The 17,187-nt window shown below is 45.4% G+C and carries 20 protein-coding genes; 11 read left to right on the top strand and 9 right to left on the bottom strand.

Annotation, left to right across the window (positions count from 1 at the left end):
- Positions 1-23: 23 nt before the first annotated feature.
- On the bottom strand, positions 24-212 hold the full coding sequence (locus C2740_RS03050) for a hypothetical protein (RefSeq protein WP_011903187.1): 189 nt from the start codon (positions 210-212) through the stop codon (positions 24-26).
- A 160-nt stretch (positions 213-372) separates the two neighbouring features.
- Between C2740_RS03050 and C2740_RS03045 the strand changes: the two genes are divergently transcribed.
- Together C2740_RS03045 and C2740_RS03040 are read left to right on the top strand one after the other, a co-directional pair.
- The gene (locus C2740_RS03045) at positions 373-1,347 is read left to right on the top strand and encodes a tripartite tricarboxylate transporter substrate binding protein (protein ID WP_215293949.1); all 975 of its coding nucleotides are present in this window, start codon (positions 373-375) and stop codon (positions 1,345-1,347) included.
- A 32-nt stretch (positions 1,348-1,379) separates the two neighbouring features.
- Positions 1,380-2,966, top strand: a complete 1,587-nt coding sequence (locus tag C2740_RS03040) for a rhodanese-like domain-containing protein (protein WP_215293947.1) — start codon at positions 1,380-1,382, stop codon at positions 2,964-2,966.
- Positions 2,967-2,990: 24 nt separating this feature from the next.
- On the opposite strand, the gene C2740_RS03035 is transcribed toward C2740_RS03040, so the two are convergent.
- Positions 2,991-4,040, bottom strand: coding sequence for a fumarylacetoacetate hydrolase family protein (locus C2740_RS03035; protein ID WP_215293946.1), 1,050 nt, complete (start codon positions 4,038-4,040; stop codon positions 2,991-2,993).
- Positions 4,041-4,520: 480 nt separating this feature from the next.
- Here C2740_RS03035 and C2740_RS03030 point away from each other — a divergent pair, with 480 nt between their 5' ends.
- Positions 4,521-4,742, top strand: coding sequence for a TIGR02450 family Trp-rich protein (locus C2740_RS03030; RefSeq protein ID WP_215293937.1), 222 nt, complete (start codon positions 4,521-4,523; stop codon positions 4,740-4,742).
- 57 nt (positions 4,743-4,799) lie between these two features.
- On the opposite strand, the gene C2740_RS03025 is transcribed toward C2740_RS03030, so the two are convergent.
- Positions 4,800-5,339: a phasin family protein gene (locus C2740_RS03025; RefSeq protein WP_215293936.1), complete on the bottom strand. Its 540-nt coding sequence runs from the start codon at positions 5,337-5,339 to the stop codon at positions 4,800-4,802.
- Between the two features lie 105 nt (positions 5,340-5,444).
- Between C2740_RS03025 and C2740_RS03020 the strand changes: the two genes are divergently transcribed.
- Both C2740_RS03020 and C2740_RS03015 read left to right on the top strand, forming a co-directional pair.
- A complete protein-coding gene (locus C2740_RS03020) occupies positions 5,445-5,834 on the top strand; it encodes a group II truncated hemoglobin (RefSeq protein WP_215293935.1) in 390 nt (129 codons plus the stop codon).
- A 102-nt stretch (positions 5,835-5,936) separates the two neighbouring features.
- Entirely contained in the window at positions 5,937-6,698 is a 762-nt protein-coding gene (locus C2740_RS03015) for a TerC family protein (RefSeq protein WP_215293934.1), read from the top strand.
- Between the two features lie 6 nt (positions 6,699-6,704).
- Here C2740_RS03015 and C2740_RS03010 read toward each other — a convergent pair whose 3' ends face one another.
- From C2740_RS03010 to C2740_RS03000, 3 genes are read right to left on the bottom strand one after another with little or no spacing between them, the layout of a single operon-like run.
- The gene (locus tag C2740_RS03010) at positions 6,705-7,922 is read right to left on the bottom strand and encodes an aminoacetone oxidase family FAD-binding enzyme (RefSeq protein WP_215293933.1); all 1,218 of its coding nucleotides are present in this window, start codon (positions 7,920-7,922) and stop codon (positions 6,705-6,707) included.
- 3 nt (positions 7,923-7,925) lie between these two features.
- Positions 7,926-8,438, bottom strand: coding sequence for an ion channel (locus C2740_RS03005; RefSeq protein WP_215293932.1), 513 nt, complete (start codon positions 8,436-8,438; stop codon positions 7,926-7,928).
- Between the two features lie 53 nt (positions 8,439-8,491).
- A complete protein-coding gene (locus C2740_RS03000) occupies positions 8,492-9,349 on the bottom strand; it encodes an LOG family protein (RefSeq protein WP_215293931.1) in 858 nt (285 codons plus the stop codon).
- Positions 9,350-9,547: 198 nt separating this feature from the next.
- Between C2740_RS03000 and C2740_RS02995 the strand changes: the two genes are divergently transcribed.
- The 4 genes from C2740_RS02995 (at position 9,548) to C2740_RS02980 (ending at position 12,535) form a co-directional block, all read left to right on the top strand.
- A complete protein-coding gene (locus C2740_RS02995) occupies positions 9,548-9,751 on the top strand; it encodes a hypothetical protein (RefSeq protein WP_215293930.1) in 204 nt (67 codons plus the stop codon).
- A 128-nt stretch (positions 9,752-9,879) separates the two neighbouring features.
- Entirely contained in the window at positions 9,880-10,617 is a 738-nt protein-coding gene (locus tag C2740_RS02990; RefSeq protein WP_215294286.1) for an ABC transporter substrate-binding protein, read from the top strand.
- Between the two features lie 58 nt (positions 10,618-10,675).
- Positions 10,676-11,551, top strand: coding sequence for an NAD(P)H-hydrate dehydratase (locus C2740_RS02985; protein WP_215293929.1), 876 nt, complete (start codon positions 10,676-10,678; stop codon positions 11,549-11,551).
- Between the two features lie 6 nt (positions 11,552-11,557).
- Positions 11,558-12,535, top strand: coding sequence for a DMT family transporter (locus C2740_RS02980; protein WP_215293928.1), 978 nt, complete (start codon positions 11,558-11,560; stop codon positions 12,533-12,535).
- A gap of 15 nt (positions 12,536-12,550) precedes the next feature.
- Here the strand turns inward: C2740_RS02980 and C2740_RS02975 are convergent, their stop codons facing one another.
- The 3 genes from C2740_RS02975 to C2740_RS02965 all read right to left on the bottom strand — a co-directional run bounded on the left by C2740_RS02975 (position 12,551) and on the right by C2740_RS02965 (position 15,076).
- Positions 12,551-12,781, bottom strand: a complete 231-nt coding sequence (locus C2740_RS02975) for a protein tyrosine phosphatase (RefSeq protein WP_215293927.1) — start codon at positions 12,779-12,781, stop codon at positions 12,551-12,553.
- Positions 12,782-12,901: 120 nt separating this feature from the next.
- Positions 12,902-14,050 carry an aminotransferase class V-fold PLP-dependent enzyme gene (locus C2740_RS02970; protein ID WP_215293926.1) on the bottom strand — a complete coding sequence of 383 codons (1,149 nt, stop codon included), beginning with the start codon at positions 14,048-14,050 and terminating at the stop codon, positions 12,902-12,904.
- Positions 14,051-14,164: 114 nt separating this feature from the next.
- On the bottom strand, positions 14,165-15,076 hold the full coding sequence (locus C2740_RS02965) for a DMT family transporter (protein WP_215293925.1): 912 nt from the start codon (positions 15,074-15,076) through the stop codon (positions 14,165-14,167).
- 145 nt (positions 15,077-15,221) lie between these two features.
- On the opposite strand from C2740_RS02965, the gene C2740_RS02960 reads away from it, so the two are divergent.
- Both C2740_RS02960 and C2740_RS02955 read left to right on the top strand, forming a co-directional pair.
- The gene (locus C2740_RS02960) at positions 15,222-16,367 is read left to right on the top strand and encodes an alpha-hydroxy acid oxidase (RefSeq protein WP_215293924.1); all 1,146 of its coding nucleotides are present in this window, start codon (positions 15,222-15,224) and stop codon (positions 16,365-16,367) included.
- Positions 16,368-16,559: 192 nt separating this feature from the next.
- Positions 16,560-17,180 (top strand): hypothetical protein, encoded by a 621-nt coding sequence (locus tag C2740_RS02955; protein ID WP_251369678.1) that lies wholly within the window; start codon positions 16,560-16,562, stop codon positions 17,178-17,180.
- Positions 17,181-17,187 lie beyond the last annotated feature (7 nt).

Below are 17,187 nucleotides of genomic sequence, written 5' to 3'. Positions count from 1 at the left end.
TTGCAGATGAATTTGCTTGCGACTTACTTCTTAGCTTCCATCGCCTCTTTTGTAGCAGTAATTTCCTTACGACGCTCTTTGCATGCACCAGCAATTTCTTGCAAAGCTTTACGAGCGCGTGCTGCAGATGCCTTAATACCTTTTTCAATGAATTTTTCGTTTTCAGCTTTATATGCTTCAAAAGCAGCCAACAATGTATCGTGTTGTGACATCTTGTCTCCCATTAATCAAATAAATATTCATACCAACAACGAAGTCAGTATATCCCCATAAAAACAGCAGGAAATGGCCACTTTCATCAGGGATAACGCTTAGAAACAGCACTTCAGCCAAAATGTTTTAATTACAGAAATTAGGCGAGAAATGATCAAAATGCTCAAAAATATCCTGCTTTTGCTTGTAGCTGCTGGGCTCTCCCTGTCTGCTGGTGCCCAATCTAACCCTTGGCCGTCCTCTACTAAGCCAATCACGTTCATTAACCCCTTTCCGCCTGGCGGGGCCGTCGATGCTTTTGGGCGCCCATTAGCCAAGCAGCTCTCTAGTCAGCTCAATGACTCTATCCTGGTCGACAACCGCGGGGGTGCAGGCGGCACCGTAGGTGCTGCAGCTGCAGCAAAAATGGCCCCGGACGGCTATACCTGGCTTCTTGGTGCAGTACATCACTCTATTGCACCAAGTATGTATATCAACCTACCTTACGACATCACAAAGGACTTTGAACCAATCGCTATTATTGGCAGCGTTCCCCATGTCATCGTTGTTAATCCAACAAAATTTCCTAAAAATGATTTGAAATCGATCATTGAAGAAATCCGCAAAAACCCAGGAAAATATAACTATGCATCTACCGGTAATGGCACTTCACAGCACTTAACTGGTGAGTTATTCAAGATGCAAAACAAATTATTTATTACCCATATTCCTTATCGTGGAACTGGCCCTGCCCTTCAAGACCTAGTTGCCGGACAAGTGGATATGATGTTTGATACCCTGGCAGGTGCAGCCCCTTTTATCCGGAGTGGTCAGCTCATTGCTGTTGCAGTAGCCAGCAATAAACGTAGCGAAGCATTTCCAAATGTACCCACTGCACAAGAGCTAGGGATCAACAATTTCGTAGTATTTAGCTGGTATGCCTTGTGGGGAATTAAGGGAACATCCAAAGATATTCTCGACAAGATGAGTGCGGAAGTACAAATCGCTCTGGCCTCGCCAGAGATCAAAGAACGTTGGGCTACATTAGGCGCAAGCGTTCCCAAAATGACGCGCCCTGAATTAGTAAACTACATTAACCAAGAGATTGTGCGTTGGAGTGAAGTGGTCAAAAAATCCGGCGCCAAGTTAGACTAAATTTATACCAACGAAACTGAATCAGAAAATATATGGGTATTCCAACTAAAAACTACGCGTTTGTTCGCAATAAACTGTTGAATAAAGAAGAAATTGCTTTTTTAGATGTGCGCGAGGAAGATCCACACGCACAAGAACATCCTTTATTTGCCGCCAATCTACCACTCTCTCGTATTGAGATAGATGCATACGGCAAGCTACCCAGAAAAAATGTTCCTATCGTGACACTTGATGATGGTGAAGGTGATGCTAAGTTAGCGGCGCAGCGATTAATCACTCTTGGCTATGTCGATGTCTCTATCTTCGAGGGTGGGATTCAGGCTTGGAAAGCAGCCGGTGGTGAATTATTTCGGGATGTGAACGTACCTAGTAAATCTTTTGGGGAGCTCGTTGAATCTAAACGCCACACCCCCTCTCTGTCTGCCCAAGAAGTGAAAAAACTTCTAGATGATCAAGAAGATATAGTGGTGGTTGATGTGCGTCGCTTTGATGAGTACAACACGATGAGCATTCCCAGCGGCATCAGCGTACCAGGAGCTGAGCTAGTACTGCGTGTCCCCGAGCTAGCACCAAACCCAAAAACCAAAATTATTGTGAACTGTGCCGGTAGAACACGCAGCATTATTGGCACCCAATCCTTGATTAATGCAGGCATTCCAAATGAAGTCAATGCGCTGCGTAATGGCACCATTGGCTGGACTCTTGCCGGGCAAGAGTTAGATAAAGGTCAGAGTCGTAGATTTAAAGAAGTGAGTGAGAGCACGGCAAGCGAAGCATCGGGTCGCGCTCGCAGCGTTGCCGATAGAGCAAAAGTTAAACGCACTAGCCTTGCTGAAATTGAGCGATGGAAATCTCAGTCTGAGCGCACGACTTATTTTTTTGATACCCGAACTCCTGAAGAATATGAAGTGGGCCATCTTCCAGGCTTTCGTTCTGCACCAGGCGGCCAACTAGTCCAAGAAACTGAAATGCTTGCACCAGTCCGTGGGGCCCGCATTGTCTTGGTCGACCCCAGCAGCAGCGTCAGAGCCAATATGCCAGCATCTTGGTTAGCGCAGATGGCCTGGGATGTTTATGTAGTAGATGACATTCAGGTATCCGACCTCACTGAACAGGGAATCTGGAAGGCGCCCTTACCTACGCTTCCTCAAGTTCAATTTGTAGATGCTGATACGCTCTCTCGGTGGCTTAAGACTGATAGCAATACGATTGCCGTAGATTTCAGTACCCACGCCAATTATGTGAAGGGACATATTCCTGGTAGCTGGTATGCATTACGCTCACAACTAGAGAACGCGCTCAAGAAAATTCCGCAAGTGGATCGCTATGTACTGACTAGCACACCAACTGAATTAAGTATATTTGTTGCACAAGAGCTGCAATCCCTCAAGAAGGCAGAAGTATTAGTACTGCAGGGGGGCAATGCGGCTTGGGCTGCCGCCGGTCTTGAGCTTGAAAAAGGGCCTAGTCGCCTTGCCTCGCCACCCTTAGATCGTTACAAGCGCCCCTATGAGGGTACCAGCGCAGATCCTGCGGCCATGCAGGCTTACTTAGACTGGGAATTTGGCTTAGTAGAACAACTAGGCAAGGATGGAACCCATCACTTCTGGGTTCTCTAATCCCTGCCTTGTAAGGTCAATTGCTTACGCAATCTTGTTGCGAATGATGCCAACACCAGTAATGTCTGTTTCCATGACATCTCCTGGCTTCAGGAACTCTTGAGGAGTTCTTCCGGCACCAACTCCAGAAGGGGTTCCCGTCGCAATAATGTCGCCTGGTAACAATGTAAGGCTGCGAGAGAGCTCGGAAATAATTACTGGGATCTTGAAATACATTTGCTTGTAACTTGCGTTTTGCTTTTCAACGCCGTTTACACGACAAATAATGCGGGTATCTTCTAAATTGACGCCACCAGCAGTCACAATCCATGGCCCCATTGGTCCGTGCCCATCCAAGCTCTTACCTTTAAACCACTGACCTGAGTGACGCTTTTGCTGAACATCGCGTGCAGTCGTATCGTTATAGGCTGAGTAGCCGAAAACATAATCCATAGCATTTTCTTCGGTTATGTTTTTGCCCTTCTTGCCGATCACAACCGCCAACTCCGCCTCCCAGTCGATCATAGTGGAGTAGCTGCCATCATAAGGAATGGGATCAAAAGGACCATTCATCGTTTGCGTACCTTTAGTAAAGAGTACAGGCACTTTTGGGTACTCTTTTACAGAAGTATCAGCGCGGTGCTTTAAACCTTCTTCAAAATGGTCTAAATAGTTCCAGCCCACGCAATAAATATTGCTTTGCGGTTTAGGAATTGGTGATAGAAAAACTACATTGTTCACGCTAACTAAATTCGAGCCACGGTTTTTGAAAATAGTTGCCAACTCTACCAAGCCACGATTACCAGAGGCTGCTAAAGAAATCATGGAGGTTGGATCAAAAGAGAGCTCAATCTTCTGGCGCTTTGCTTCCGTAGCGATATCCACCACGAGACCATCATTTGTCACTAGACCCAATCGCGAGCTTGCGCCCATCTTCGGTAAATAATTAGCAATACGTAGGCCGGCTTTGCCAGTCATTGGCTGAACCACAATAGTTTGATGGTCGCCAGGGGCAGCCATGGCACTTGAAATAAACATACCACTAACAGCTGCGGTAGCGCCCAACTTAAGAGCGTCTCTCCGATTTGTATCCACAAGGTCTCCTTTAAAGATTTTTAATATCTATTTTTATTGGTTGTTTAATTAGTCATTTAATTAAGCAATCTGACGTAAATAGTAATACCAAATCAAAAAGCTTGGGGAATTTTGGGGTGCTTTTTACAGTTACATCAGCGGGCCTTTGAAATATTAGCTATCCTAGACCCATGCACCTTCCCCTCAATCGGCTGATCCTCCTGACCATCACCCTCCTCTGCTTATCGGCCTGCGAGCGAGAAACTTATACCAGCTGGACTTGCAACTCAATGACAGAGACGAAAGTTCCCATGGTGCTTAGAAAAGCCCAAATGGAATTTAAGAGTCTGAAGCTAAACTATTGCGGTAGTCTTGGCAACCAAAGCTACTTTGATCAACAATGCCCCGGACTCACCCAAGCATCAACTTACACATTCACCCCCTCTACAGGTGTGCTCATCGGCCAAGAGCGAGATTATCAATGCAGTGCACTTTGAAGTCATGAACCAAGCAAACCCTAAGAAACTTTTGCTGAGCAAATGGACAGCCGTTAAACCAATTGCCAAACAAAAGCATTTTTTAGTGAGTAAGGTAATTCTGCCAGAGTCTCCAAATGAACGAATTGAATTCGTTGAAATTGAAGCGGTCTATACGAAAAAAGTTTCGCTGATTTCTTGGCGAGATCTGACGAATAGTGAGCTCTGGATACAGGGCTGGCAATAAAAAACCGCCTCAGGATGTGAGGCGGCTCTGGATAGTGCTCAATATTCAAACGCAATACTAATCAGACTTCTTATCCGCTGGTTTTTTGGATCCCGAGGATTTCTTCACCAACTCATCGATATTTTTTTCTGCAGTATCCGCAACCTCATTCACAATACGGCGCCCTTCTTTAAACATGTTCTGACCAGTGGTGGACATTTCATGAACTACCTTGGATAACTTCTCTGCATGCGCTGGCAATTTATTCTCAGCATCTTCAAGCCAAGTAACTAAGGAGGCGCGCACTTTTTCAAGATGCTTCTCGGTTTCATCGGCAGCACTGTCGCCAAGATCTTTCAGCACCGATTTGACCTTCTTCTGATAGGCCGTAGCGCGTTTAGCAGCCTCTTTAGCAGCCTCTTCCTGCAAATCCTTTAGTTTTGCTAAGTCGTTCTTTGCGGCAGACTTTGCACTATCTAAAGCATTTTTCATGCCCCACTCAACCTCAGCAAGATGGTGCTCGCTCAGTTTCTTGGCGGCTTCTAATAGGGTATGTGAGTAATCAAACAGCTCTTTAGCTTTCTCTCGTTGCCAATTTTGCAATTCTTTTGCATCCATTTTTAAGCTCCTATAAAGAAGGTGTTTATGAAATTTTCATATTAACTCTATACCGAAATTAGCAAACTGCCAATTTCCCCTAATTTAAAGCATTAAAATGCCAATATGACTGATAGGCAGAGCATTTATGAGCTAATAGGCGGCATTGATAAGGTCGATGAGCTCGTAGACCGCTTTTACGATTTAATGGCCCTAGAGCCAGAGTTTTCCGACTTGCGTGCCATGCACCCCCAAGATCTCTCCGGCTCCCGTGAAAAGCTTAAATTCTTTCTGACCGGCTGGATGGGTGGCCCCGATATCTACTCACCAAAATATGGCCACCCTATGCTGAGAGCTAAACATTTACCATTCAAAATTGGGCTCAAAGAGCGCAATCAATGGCTTGCCTGCATGTATCAAGCGCTTGAAGACTGCAATATAGAAGGTAATGCCGCTAAGCAACTTGAGGAATCTTTTTTTAATACCGCCGATTGGATGAGAAATCAGGCCAATTAAGGCACAGATGACCTCATCGCTTTTGTGGGCTTAAGCGTCATTATTACCATTTGATTTGACTTAGATAAACTAAGCCCAAGTTCACTCTGAAAATAAAAAATAATGGAAAGTCTCTTGCAACTGATTAGCGACCCTAATGCATGGGTGGCATTTTTAACACTTTCAGCGCTAGAAATTATTCTAGGCATAGACAATATTATTTTTATCAGCGTCATTGCGAATAGGTTGCCCCTAGAGATCCGGGAAAAGGTACGGCGTTTTGGTTTAATTTTTGCTTTAATCACCCGCATTCTGTTATTGCTCAGCTTGTCATGGGTAATGGGCCTTACCAACCCACTCCTTAGCTTTAATGATCATGCAATCAGCGGCAGGGATCTGATTTTATTGCTAGGTGGCTTCTTCTTAATTTGGAAGGCATCCAAGGAGATCTATGTTGAAGTAGAAGTTGGCGAACATGGTGATGATCCTAGTAATCCAAATAGTCAAAACGCCAATAAATCAATGTTTGCTTTATTTGTTGGTTCAGTCCTGCAAATTGGCCTGCTGGATATCATCTTCTCGCTTGATAGCGTGATTACTGCTGTTGGTATGGTTGATGAAATCAGCGTCATGATTGCCGCAGTACTTGCTTCAGTCTTAATAATGCTGATTGCCGCAAAACCAATTGGTGATTTTGTCCATCGCCACCCCTCAATTAAAGTACTTGCCCTATCATTTTTAACCGTCGTTGGTGTAGTGCTGATTGCTGAGGGTATGGGCGTTCATATTCCCAAAGGCTACGTATATGTTGCAATGGGCTTCTCACTCTCCGTTGAGCTGCTCAATATTCGCTCTCGCGAAAAGAAGAAAAAGAACAAAGATTGAGGTGTATTAAAGCGCTTGGGCGCAAGCAAAGCCGCTAGCCCAAGCCCATTGGAAGTTATGGCCACCCAAATGGCCAGTAACATCAACGCACTCACCGATAAAAAATAATCCTGCATGATTGCGTGACATCATGGTCTGCCCATCTAGATCTTTGGTATCAACACCGCCGAGCATTACCTCGGCCTTCTTCCAGCCCAAGGTTCCAGCAGGCTTCACAGCCCAATTGGTAAGCAACTCTTTAAGCGCTTGACGATCTTTTTTAGACACTTCAGTCCATTTACGACCGCCCATGTTTTTCTGTTCAGTAAATGCTTTAGCCAAACGCTGGGGCAAAACAGAAGACAAAATTGTCTCTGTGAGTTTCAAGCGATTATCCTCATCGTTAAAAAGCTCATCACAATTAAATGCTCCAGGTACCTCAACCGCACCAAGCCAGTCAATGTGAATTGGCTCGCCTTCTACCCAATAGCTACTTGCCTGCAAAACTGCTGGGCCTGATAAACCTTTATGCGTCAAGAGTAAATCCTCGTTGAATCGACATGCGCCATAACGCCGACCTTTTGAGCCGGATGCAATTCTGACGGGAACGCTTAAACCAGCGAGATCATTCAGATTGCCGAAGGTGTCAGCAGTAAATGATAGAGGGACCAATGCAGGCCTTGGGTCAATTACATTCAACCCAAATTGTTTTGCAATATCCAAAGAATAAGCAGTGGCACCAATTGCAGGCACCGGCAGGCCACCCGTCGCCATGACGACTGCTTTGGTTTTTTCAATACCTGTGTTTGTATGGACTACCCAAGCTGATTCTTGCTGAACGATCGATTCGACCGAAACGGGATTGCGAATAGTGGCCTTACCCTTAGCGCACTCTGACATCAGCATGTCAATAATTTGCTTGGCTGAGTCATCACAAAAAAGCTGCCCTTGATGTTTCTCATGATAGGCAATCTCATAGGAACCCACTAACTTAATAAATTCTTTTGATGGGTATTTAGCAAGCGCACTTTTTACAAAATGGGGATTGAGCGAGAGAAAATTAGCCGGACTGCTGTGTAAGTTAGTGAAGTTACAACGCCCGCCCCCACTAATGCGAATCTTTTCGCCCAATACCGCAGCGTGATCGAGGACTAAAACTTTTTTGCCTAACTGACCAGCAACACCGGCACAAAATAAGCCGGCTGCACCACCGCCAATAATGACGGCATCCCATGTCTTAGTCATGCTCTATTTAAATCGATCAATAATTTCGGAGGCAATATTCAGTTTTTCCATGTGGCGCTTGGTATAGGCCTGGCGAAAATTTTTCGTCATGGAGATCATCACTGAAGCAGTCCAAGCAAAAGCAAACATTCCGGAGAAGGCGATAATTACTGCCAACATTTTCCAGCCGTCAGGCAAGATGTCTTCCATAAACCCCATGGCTGTGTAGGTGCTACCACTAAATAAAATACTTTGACCTAAGTTGGGGAGCAGTTTTAAAGCATAAAGCGCAATACCCCAAAGAATAATTTCAGCGATATGAGTTAGAAATAAACAGAAAACACTAATATAAAAGCATAGCGTAACCTCAGAGTATTTCTTTTCCGCTAAATATAAAAAAGATTTAACTTCATACCGCTTAGCAATTTGCAGCACGATTAGGCCATGGAAGATCATCACCAGCAAAAGCATGATGGTACCCAGAAAGTAGCTGGGGAGATCTAGAGAGGTGGCGATGCTGGCGTCTTGTGGTGTCATGATAGGGCTTTATTTATTTTACAGGCGAAGTAACCAGGCGATGAAAGCTTTCCTTAAGCTAATTGATAGTGATTTTTGATTACTCCCCAGGCTTCTTCTGCCGTCTCTACAAAATGAATGACCTTCATATCCTCTTCATCAATCACACCAAACTCGATCATCTCCTGGAACTTCACCATGCCAGTCCAAAACTCTTTGCCGACTAGAATCACCGGAAAGCGTGTCACCTTTTTGGTCTGCATCAAGGTAAGCACTTCGAAGAGCTCATCAAACGAACCAAAGCCCCCGGGAAACGCAACGATTGCTCTTGCTCGCAACATGAAATGCATCTTGCGTAAGGCAAAGTAGTGAAACCGAAAACTTAAACCAGGGCTAATGTATGGGTTGGGATGCTGCTCTCTTGGCAGGCTAATATTAAACCCGATGGTTAGATCCCCCGCCTCAAAGGCGCCACGATTGGCTGCCTCCATAATGCCAGGACCGCCACCAGTACAAATGTGCAGCTTGTTAGAAGCTTCATCTTGAGTTCTGTTGTAGTGAGCAACCACATTGCCAAACTGACGTGCAGATTCATAATAGTGGCTATGGAGCAAGGTCCGATTAGCTTTGACCTGTTCATCAACAGTCTGCGCATTCTTTTCCATCTCGAGCGCCTGATCACGGCTAACAAAACGTGTTGATCCGAAGACTGTGATGGTGTGATCAATGCCATGCTCATTCAGTAGAATTTCTGGCTTTAAAAGCTCAAGCTCGAAGCGAATTCCGATGGTCTCTCGGCGAGCCAAAAAGGCTTCGTCATCAAACGCAAGCTTATATGACTCCTCTGAGCTTTCTTCAGAAATTTGATGTGGCTCAAGACTCAAAAAATTCGTAATGGTCTGGGCATCATTAACGGGGAGCTTTGGGCTCATATTTTTCCCTTTGATATCAGTATCAAATGCATATTACCCCTCACGTTTTGCAAACATATGACCGCAACACCTTGCGAAAAACTTAGTGTTAATACCTAAATGAACGCTGCTAAGTCACCCCTAGGGCTAGTTGGGATTTACCCCGGCTTCAACAAGGGTTAATATTGGCTCAATTTCAACCAAACCGAAGGAAAAGCAATGAGTAACCGTTCAATCATCATCATGGTACTGGTATTAGTTGGTGCCACCGCCTATTTACTCCTCAAAGGCGACGGCAATATTGATATGGGCGGCGAAAAGCATGGCGCTGAAGCTACTCATGCTGAAGAAGCAAAGAAAGATGCTCCTGCAGCAGCTCCAGAGGCACCGGCCGCAGCTCCAGCAGCAGATGCGAAGAAATAAGTTTTTCTGCAATTAAATGAAACCGCGGTCCGCCGCGGTTTTTTTATCCCGGCTCTCATATGAAATACTTCCTCTGCTGTGTCTTACTCTCTATTACACAGGTGACATTTAGTCAACCCTATCAAGCGATGAAAACGATTGACCCTAGCCCCCTCAAATCATTTGCACCAACCGGAACCTTACGTGTTGGAATTAACTTAGGTAATCCTGTTTTAGCCTATGAAGATGTTGTCACTAAAAAACTCAGTGGCATCACTATTGATATCGCTCACGAAATTGGCCAACGCATTAATCTACCAGTGCAACTAATACCCTTTAAAACCGCTAGCGCAACCGTAGATGGTGTCAAAAGTGGTGACATTGATCTTGTGTTTGTGGCGATCGATCCAGTTCGTGGTGCTGATATCAGCTATACCCCGGCCTATATCCAAATTGAAGGCGCCTATATGGTTAAAACCTCCTCCCCTTTCAAGAGCAATGAGGAGGTAGATATGGCTGGTAGTGAAATCGTCGTTGGCAAAGGTAGTGCTTATGACCTCTACCTTACGCGAGAAATACAGCATGCGACTCTACTACGAGCCGCTAGCTCACAAACCGTAGTCGATGACTTTATGTCTGGCAAGGGTAATGTTGCCGCTGGCGTAAAGCAACAGCTAGAAAGTGATGCGAGACGTTATGAAGGATTGCGTATGTTGCCAGGACGTTTCATGGTCATTGACCAAGCGATTGGTATTCCAAAAGCAAGGCCCAATTTTGAAATTACCATTACCTACTTAAGCGAAGTGATTACCCAGCTAAAGCAATCTGGATTTGTAGCTAATGTCATGCAGCGTCACAATATTCAAGGCGCAAAAGTAGCGGATTAAAAAATCGATCCTCATCAATCCGCCTCTAAGTTCAGGAAATAGGAGCGATACTATTGGGATGATCTCACCACTGGCAACATTCGAGCTAGCCAAGCGTTTAAGGCGCGGGGCTAATGAACATAAAGGCAATGCTGGAAAAACCCTGTTAATCGGTGGCGCACCTGGAATGGCAGGCGCCCTATTACTTGCCGGAAATGCCTGCCTTCATCTCGGTGCAGGCTGGACGATTTTGGAAATACTCGATCCCGCATCTGCGCATGCCTGCATTGATACTCCAGAGCTAATGATTCGATTAGCGCATCAAAAGGCTGATACGGCCTTAATAGATGCTCAGCCCGATGTGATTGCGATTGGTCCAGGACTTGGTAAATCTGAACTTGCGTCTACGTGGCTCAACGCCGTGCTTCACTACCCTAATGCACCCCTCATCATTGATGCAGATGCGCTCAATCTCATTGCAGAATCCAAAGACCTTTTAGCACTATTACAACAGCGGAATCAACAATTTCCTGGGCAAACTGTACTCACACCACATCCAGGTGAAGCAGCCAAAATACTAGGCATCAGCGCAGAGGATGTTCAAGCTGATCGCTTTTCCGCCCTAGAGCAATTGATCGCACTCACACAATCCATTGCTATCTTAAAGGGTCAACATACTTTGATCAGCTCGCCCCAACACTCCGCCCTACAGTGTGAGGAAGGCAATCCTGGCATGGGTACTGGAGGTATGGGAGATATTCTGACGGGAAGTATTGCTGCAATTACAGCCCAAGGCATTCGCCACCAACTGAACTTATGGCAATCTACTAGTCTTGCTGTGCAACTCCATGCAGCTGCAGCTGATAGCTTAGTCAGCAAGGGTATTGGTCCCATTGGCTTAACCCCCTCCGAAACCATCCTAGAGATGAGAAGCTTGCTCAATAAGCTGTTATAAAGTCTTATGCAATCAGTAAGCGCAGCGCACCATCAACGTCACTACCTCTATGGCATCTTGATGGCCGGAGTAGGCTCGATGCTCTTTTCCGGAAAAGCCATCCTCGTTAAACTTGCCTTTGGCTATGGCGCCAATGCAGAAACGCTTTTAGCTTTACGCATGTTGATGGCGCTGCCGATGTTTTGGGCAATCTACTGGTGGGAATCGCGAAGGAAAGCAATGAGCCCACTCACTTGGTCCGATCGGTTCAAATTATTTTTCTTAGGATTTCTAGGATACTTTCTATCGAGCTATTTAGATTTTCTAGGGCTGCAATATATATCCGTTGGCCTTGAGCGAATCGTGCTGTATCTCACCCCAACCATCGTGCTCGTTATCTCATACTTTGTATTGCAGAAGATCATTTCCCGTTTGCAATGGTATGCACTAGTAGTGGGCTACCTTGGTGTATTCATTGTTTTTATTCAGGATGCTAGCTCCACTGGTATTAGCGCATGGCTTGGGATGGCTTTAGTATTTGCTAGCGCCTGCTCCTATGCGACCTATATGATTGGCTCGGGAGAAATGGTTCAGCGCATTGGTAGCGTTCGGCTAGTGGTCTATGCAAGCACCGCCTCTGCGGTCCTTAGCTTCATACAGTCATCCCTCTACAACCCAAGCGCTATCTTCGAGCAAGCCCAAGGGATTTACTGGTTGAGCCTCTTAAACGCAAGCTTGTGCACGGTAATTCCGATGCTGCTCATTATGATTGCTATTAATCGCATTGGCTCGCCCTTGGTAGCCCAGGCCGGAATATTGGGTCCGGTATCAACGATCTTTTTGGGCTATTTTATTTTGTCAGAACCCGTTACCTGGATTCAAATTTGCGGCATGAGTTTGGTGATCTTTGCGATGTGGCTATTAGTGCGTAATGATGGCCCAAGAAAAAAGCCACCGAGCTCAAGTGAACTCAATGACTTTGATGGTGCCGAACCCCTTCATTAAGGGGTGGGTGTGGTGTTACTGAGTGACTACCTTAGCTTTCTTCTTCGATTTCTTTTTCACTTTTTTCTCAGCTTTCTTTTCCTTCTTCACTTTCTTCTCGACCACCTTCTCTTCTGAGCTTGCTGCTGGAGAAGCGGCTGGGGCTGTTGCAGGAACTGGATCAGCAGCCATCACTGAAATAGGAGAAATGCCAATGGCTAAGGAAATAAAGGTGGCCACGCTAAGGTGGGCAAGACGAGAAATCATCAGATTCTCCAAGATGGTTTGTGGATGCTTCAATAATACTTAAATATTGGTCATGAATACTTTATTTTGTAAAGAAAAAGGCCATCATCAGATGGCCTTTATTTTCTCTAGAACAAGGGATTACGCAGGCTGAGCTTCTGCCTCAGTAATTTTTTCTAACGCTGCTTCGAGATGACCTACTGTCCGATCTACGTTGGCCAACTTCTCCAAGCCAAATAAGCCAATACGGAACGTACGGAAGTCCGGCCTTTCATCGCACTGCAAAGGCACGCCCGCAGCAGTTTGCAAGCCAAGAGCAATGAACTTCTTGCCAGATTGGATGTCAGGATCTTTGGTGTAACTAACTACTACACCCGGAGCCTGAAAGCCTTTAGCAGATACAGAGTGATAGCCCTTCGAAACTAATAAGTCACGCACTTTGGCACCCAACTCTACTTGCCTTGCCTTAAGTGCCGCAAAGCCAAGAGATTGGGTTTCTTTCATGACGTTGCGCAAGATCTTCAATGCATCAGTAGGCATAGTCGTGTGGTACACGTGACCACCTTTTTCATAAGCCTCCATAATTTGCCACCATTTTTTGAGATCCATAGAAAAACTACTGCTTTGTGTTGCATCAATACGTTCACGAGCTCTCTCACCAAGGGCGATCAATGCACAGCATGGTGAACTGCTCCAACCTTTTTGAGGTGCAGTAATCAATACATCCACATTGCAGGCTTTCATATCCACCCACATGGCACCTGAAGCAATGCAATCGAGAACAAACAAGCCGTTCACTGAGCGCACAGCTTCACCAACTGCCTTGAGATAGTCATCCGGCAGGATGATGCCTGCAGAAGTTTCAACATGCGGCGCAAAAACAACTGCTGGCTTTTCTTTTTTGATAAAAGCAACTACCTCTTCAATCGGTGCAGGTGCAAAAACGCCCTGGGTAGAAGCTTCCAACTGACGGCCTTTGATCACTGTAACGTCACTCGTAATATTGGCCAGATCAAAAATTTGTGTCCAGCGATAGCTAAACCAGCCATTCCGCAAAACCAAGCATTTTTGCTTATTGGCAAATTGACGTGCTACAGCCTCCATACCGAAAGTGCCACTGCCAGGAACAATTACTGCAGAACTGGCGTTATAAGCGTCTTTCAGCACTCCTGAAATATCAACCATCACACGCTTGAATTCTTCAGACATGTGATTTAGGGATCGATCGGTATAAACGACCGAGAACTCTAATAAACCATCTGGATCAACGTTGGGGAGTAAGCCTGGCATAGCGATTTCCTAGGGATTCTGTGATTAGCCCTAAATGATACTGATTTAGGCGCTTTTTTGGGCGATCTTGTTAAAACCCCCATGAAGATGCCTTTTTGAGGCTTTTGCTGGGCTTTACAGCTTATTTCCTCTCGAGGAAACCACAATTCCAGTCACGATCAAAGCAAATGCCAAACCATGGAATAACTGGGGCGGCTCACCAAGCATCGCAGCAGAAAGGATTGCAGTGAATAAAGGAATGAAATTGGCAAAAAAGGCTGCAACAGTAGGCCCTGCCCCGTTGACACCAAGACCCCAGCAACGATAAGCAATCAATGAAGGGCCGATGGCAACAAATAAAATCAAGGATGCAGTCCAAAGATTAATCTCTAAATAAGCATGTCCCGCAGCAATCTCAAATCCATCAAAGAATCCTGTCCACAATAGACCAACAAAAACCTGCGCCATTAAAAATTGAGCCCAAGGCCATTGTCGTTCAGTGCTAGAGCCTGGACGACTTAACATCCAACTGTAGAAAGCCCATGTAATCGTAGCTAACATAATTAATAAGTCGCCAAGCACCATTTGCATGGAAAGCAAAGTGGATAAATCACCTCTCGTCAAAACAATCGCAACGCCCAGCAGCGAAACAACTGCGCCAACTAACTGCAATAGATCCGGTTTGGTTTGGTAAAAAACTGCGCCAATGAATAGCATCCAAATGGGCATGCTTGCCCCAATCAAGGTGACATTAATCGCCGTTGAAGTCTCTAGTGCAAGATACAAAAGTACGTTATAGCTTCCGACACCAAACAAACCCAACAAGACAAAACGCTTCTTGTTCTGCCATAAGGCGCTATTAGAAGCAAAGACACGCCAACCCAAAGGCAGCAATAACAGTGCTGCTAAACCCCAACGCACCGCACTTAATGTAATGGGTGAAACCGCCCCACTGCCCACTAATACACGCCCTGCAATCGCATTACCAGCCCATAAGGCGGTCGCAATCAGTAAATAAGAGATGGTTGCAAGATTGAGTTGAGGCATTCAGAAGGGATGTCGACAGTAAGCTATTGTGGGGTTCCAAGGGCGGGATACCCTAGCATTGTAGAAACAAATCCTTGGTATTGCTAAGATAGAGTTTAATTAGATAAATGCCTCATATATAAGGCATTCAATAGAAGGATAGATTGTGGCAATCATTACCAATATCGAAGACCTACGGGTACTCCATAAAAAACGTACTCCCAAGATGTTTTATGACTATGCAGATTCTGGTTCTTGGACTGAATCTACCTATCGCGCCAATGAATCCGACTTTCAGAAAATAAAGTTACGTCAACGCGTGGCTGTTGATATGACGAATCGCACAAGTAAAACCACGATGATTGGTCAAGAAGTGACGATGCCTGTAGCGCTCGCGCCTACTGGACTGACAGGCATGCAACACGCCGATGGTGAGATCTTGGCTGCTAAAGCAGCGGAAAAATTTGGCGTGCCTTTTTGCTTATCTACGATGAGCATCTGCTCCATCGAAGATGTTGCTGAAAGAACTACCAAACCATTTTGGTTTCAGCTCTACGTGATGAAAGATCGCGGCTTTATTGAGCGCTTAATTGAACGCGCCAAAGCTGCGAAGTGCTCAGCCTTAGTGCTGACGCTTGACCTGCAAATTTTGGGACAGCGTCATAAAGACCTAAAGAATGGTCTGAGCGCCCCACCCAAACTCACCATAGCCAATATGATCAACATGGCAACTAAGCCACGCTGGTGCCTTGGAATGGCAATGACACCACGCAGAACCTTCCGCAATATTGTTGGGCACGCCACTGGAGTGGGAAATATGTCCTCCCTCTCCTCCTGGACTGCGGAGCAATTTGATCCAGGACTCAGTTGGGATGATGTGGAATGGATTAAAAAACTCTGGGGCGGAAAGCTCATCATCAAGGGCATTTTGGATGCAGAGGATGCACGCTTCGCTGCAAACTCTGGAGCAGATGCTTTGATAGTTTCAAATCATGGTGGCCGTCAATTAGATGGCGCTATTTCTAGTATTCAAGCTTTACCAGGAATAGTGGAGGCTGTTGGTAAAGATATTGAAGTCTGGATGGATGGCGGCATTCGATCTGGTCAGGATGTTTTAAAAGCATGGGCCCTCGGCGCTCGCGGCACCATGATTGGCCGACCATTTTTATATGGCTTGGGCGCCATGGGTGAAGCTGGGGTTACAAAGTGCCTAGAAATTATTCAGAATGAATTGGACATCACCATGGCGTTTACTGGACATCGTGATATCCAAAATGTCACTAAAGATATTTTGTATCCAGGAACTTTTTAAATTAAATCCATCATCAATAATCCCCTGCTTGTTTTTGGAATTTCATTCCTAGTATTTGCATTTACTGTTTGGTTTGGTAGCGTCATCCTGAGTCGCTACCGCACTAAAGATACTGAAACCTCCGAAGATCTAGGAATTATTCAAACAGCCACGCTCACTCTGCTAGCCCTCATCATTGGATTTACCTTTTCGATGGCAATTGATCGTCATGACCAACGGGAAGCCCTTGAGGAAGCGGAGGCCAATGCGATCGGCACAGAATATCTTCGCGCAGACTTGCTACCCCCTAAAGCAAGCTTGGCCACCAAAGACTTACTCATGCAATACCTAGATCAACGTATTCTGTTTTATTCAAAACAAGATCAAGAAAAGATTCACGATATCCATCTAAAAACGGATCGCCTACAAAATGCTTTATGGCAGGAAATTTTGCCAATTGCACGCAGCAATCAAACGGCAACCATTGCGCTTACTGTCTCTGGCATGAATGATGTTCTCAATTCTCAGGGTTATGTACAGGCATCCTGGTGGAACCGTATTCCTAGCACTGCATGGACTCTCATGACGGCTATTGCGATTTGTGCGAACTTGTTAGTCGGGTTTGGAGCGCGAAACTTTAAAAAGAATATTGCCCTCTTTATGATTTTTCCTTTTGTGATCGCCGTCTCATTTTTCTTGATCGCAGATATCGATAGTCCTAGAGGTGGCATCATCCGCATTGAGCCGCGAAACTTGATTACACTGAAGAAGATCTTAAATCCACAGATAAATACCCAAAGCCCATCCTCAGGCAGTCATTCAGCATCACCATAAAGGCGGT

Source organism: Polynucleobacter sp. MG-5-Ahmo-C2 (genome assembly GCF_018687735.1).
GTDB lineage: Bacteria > Pseudomonadota > Gammaproteobacteria > Burkholderiales > Burkholderiaceae > Polynucleobacter.
The sequence above is the reverse complement of the archived record's forward strand: the minus strand, read 5'-3'. Positions and strand labels throughout refer to the sequence as shown.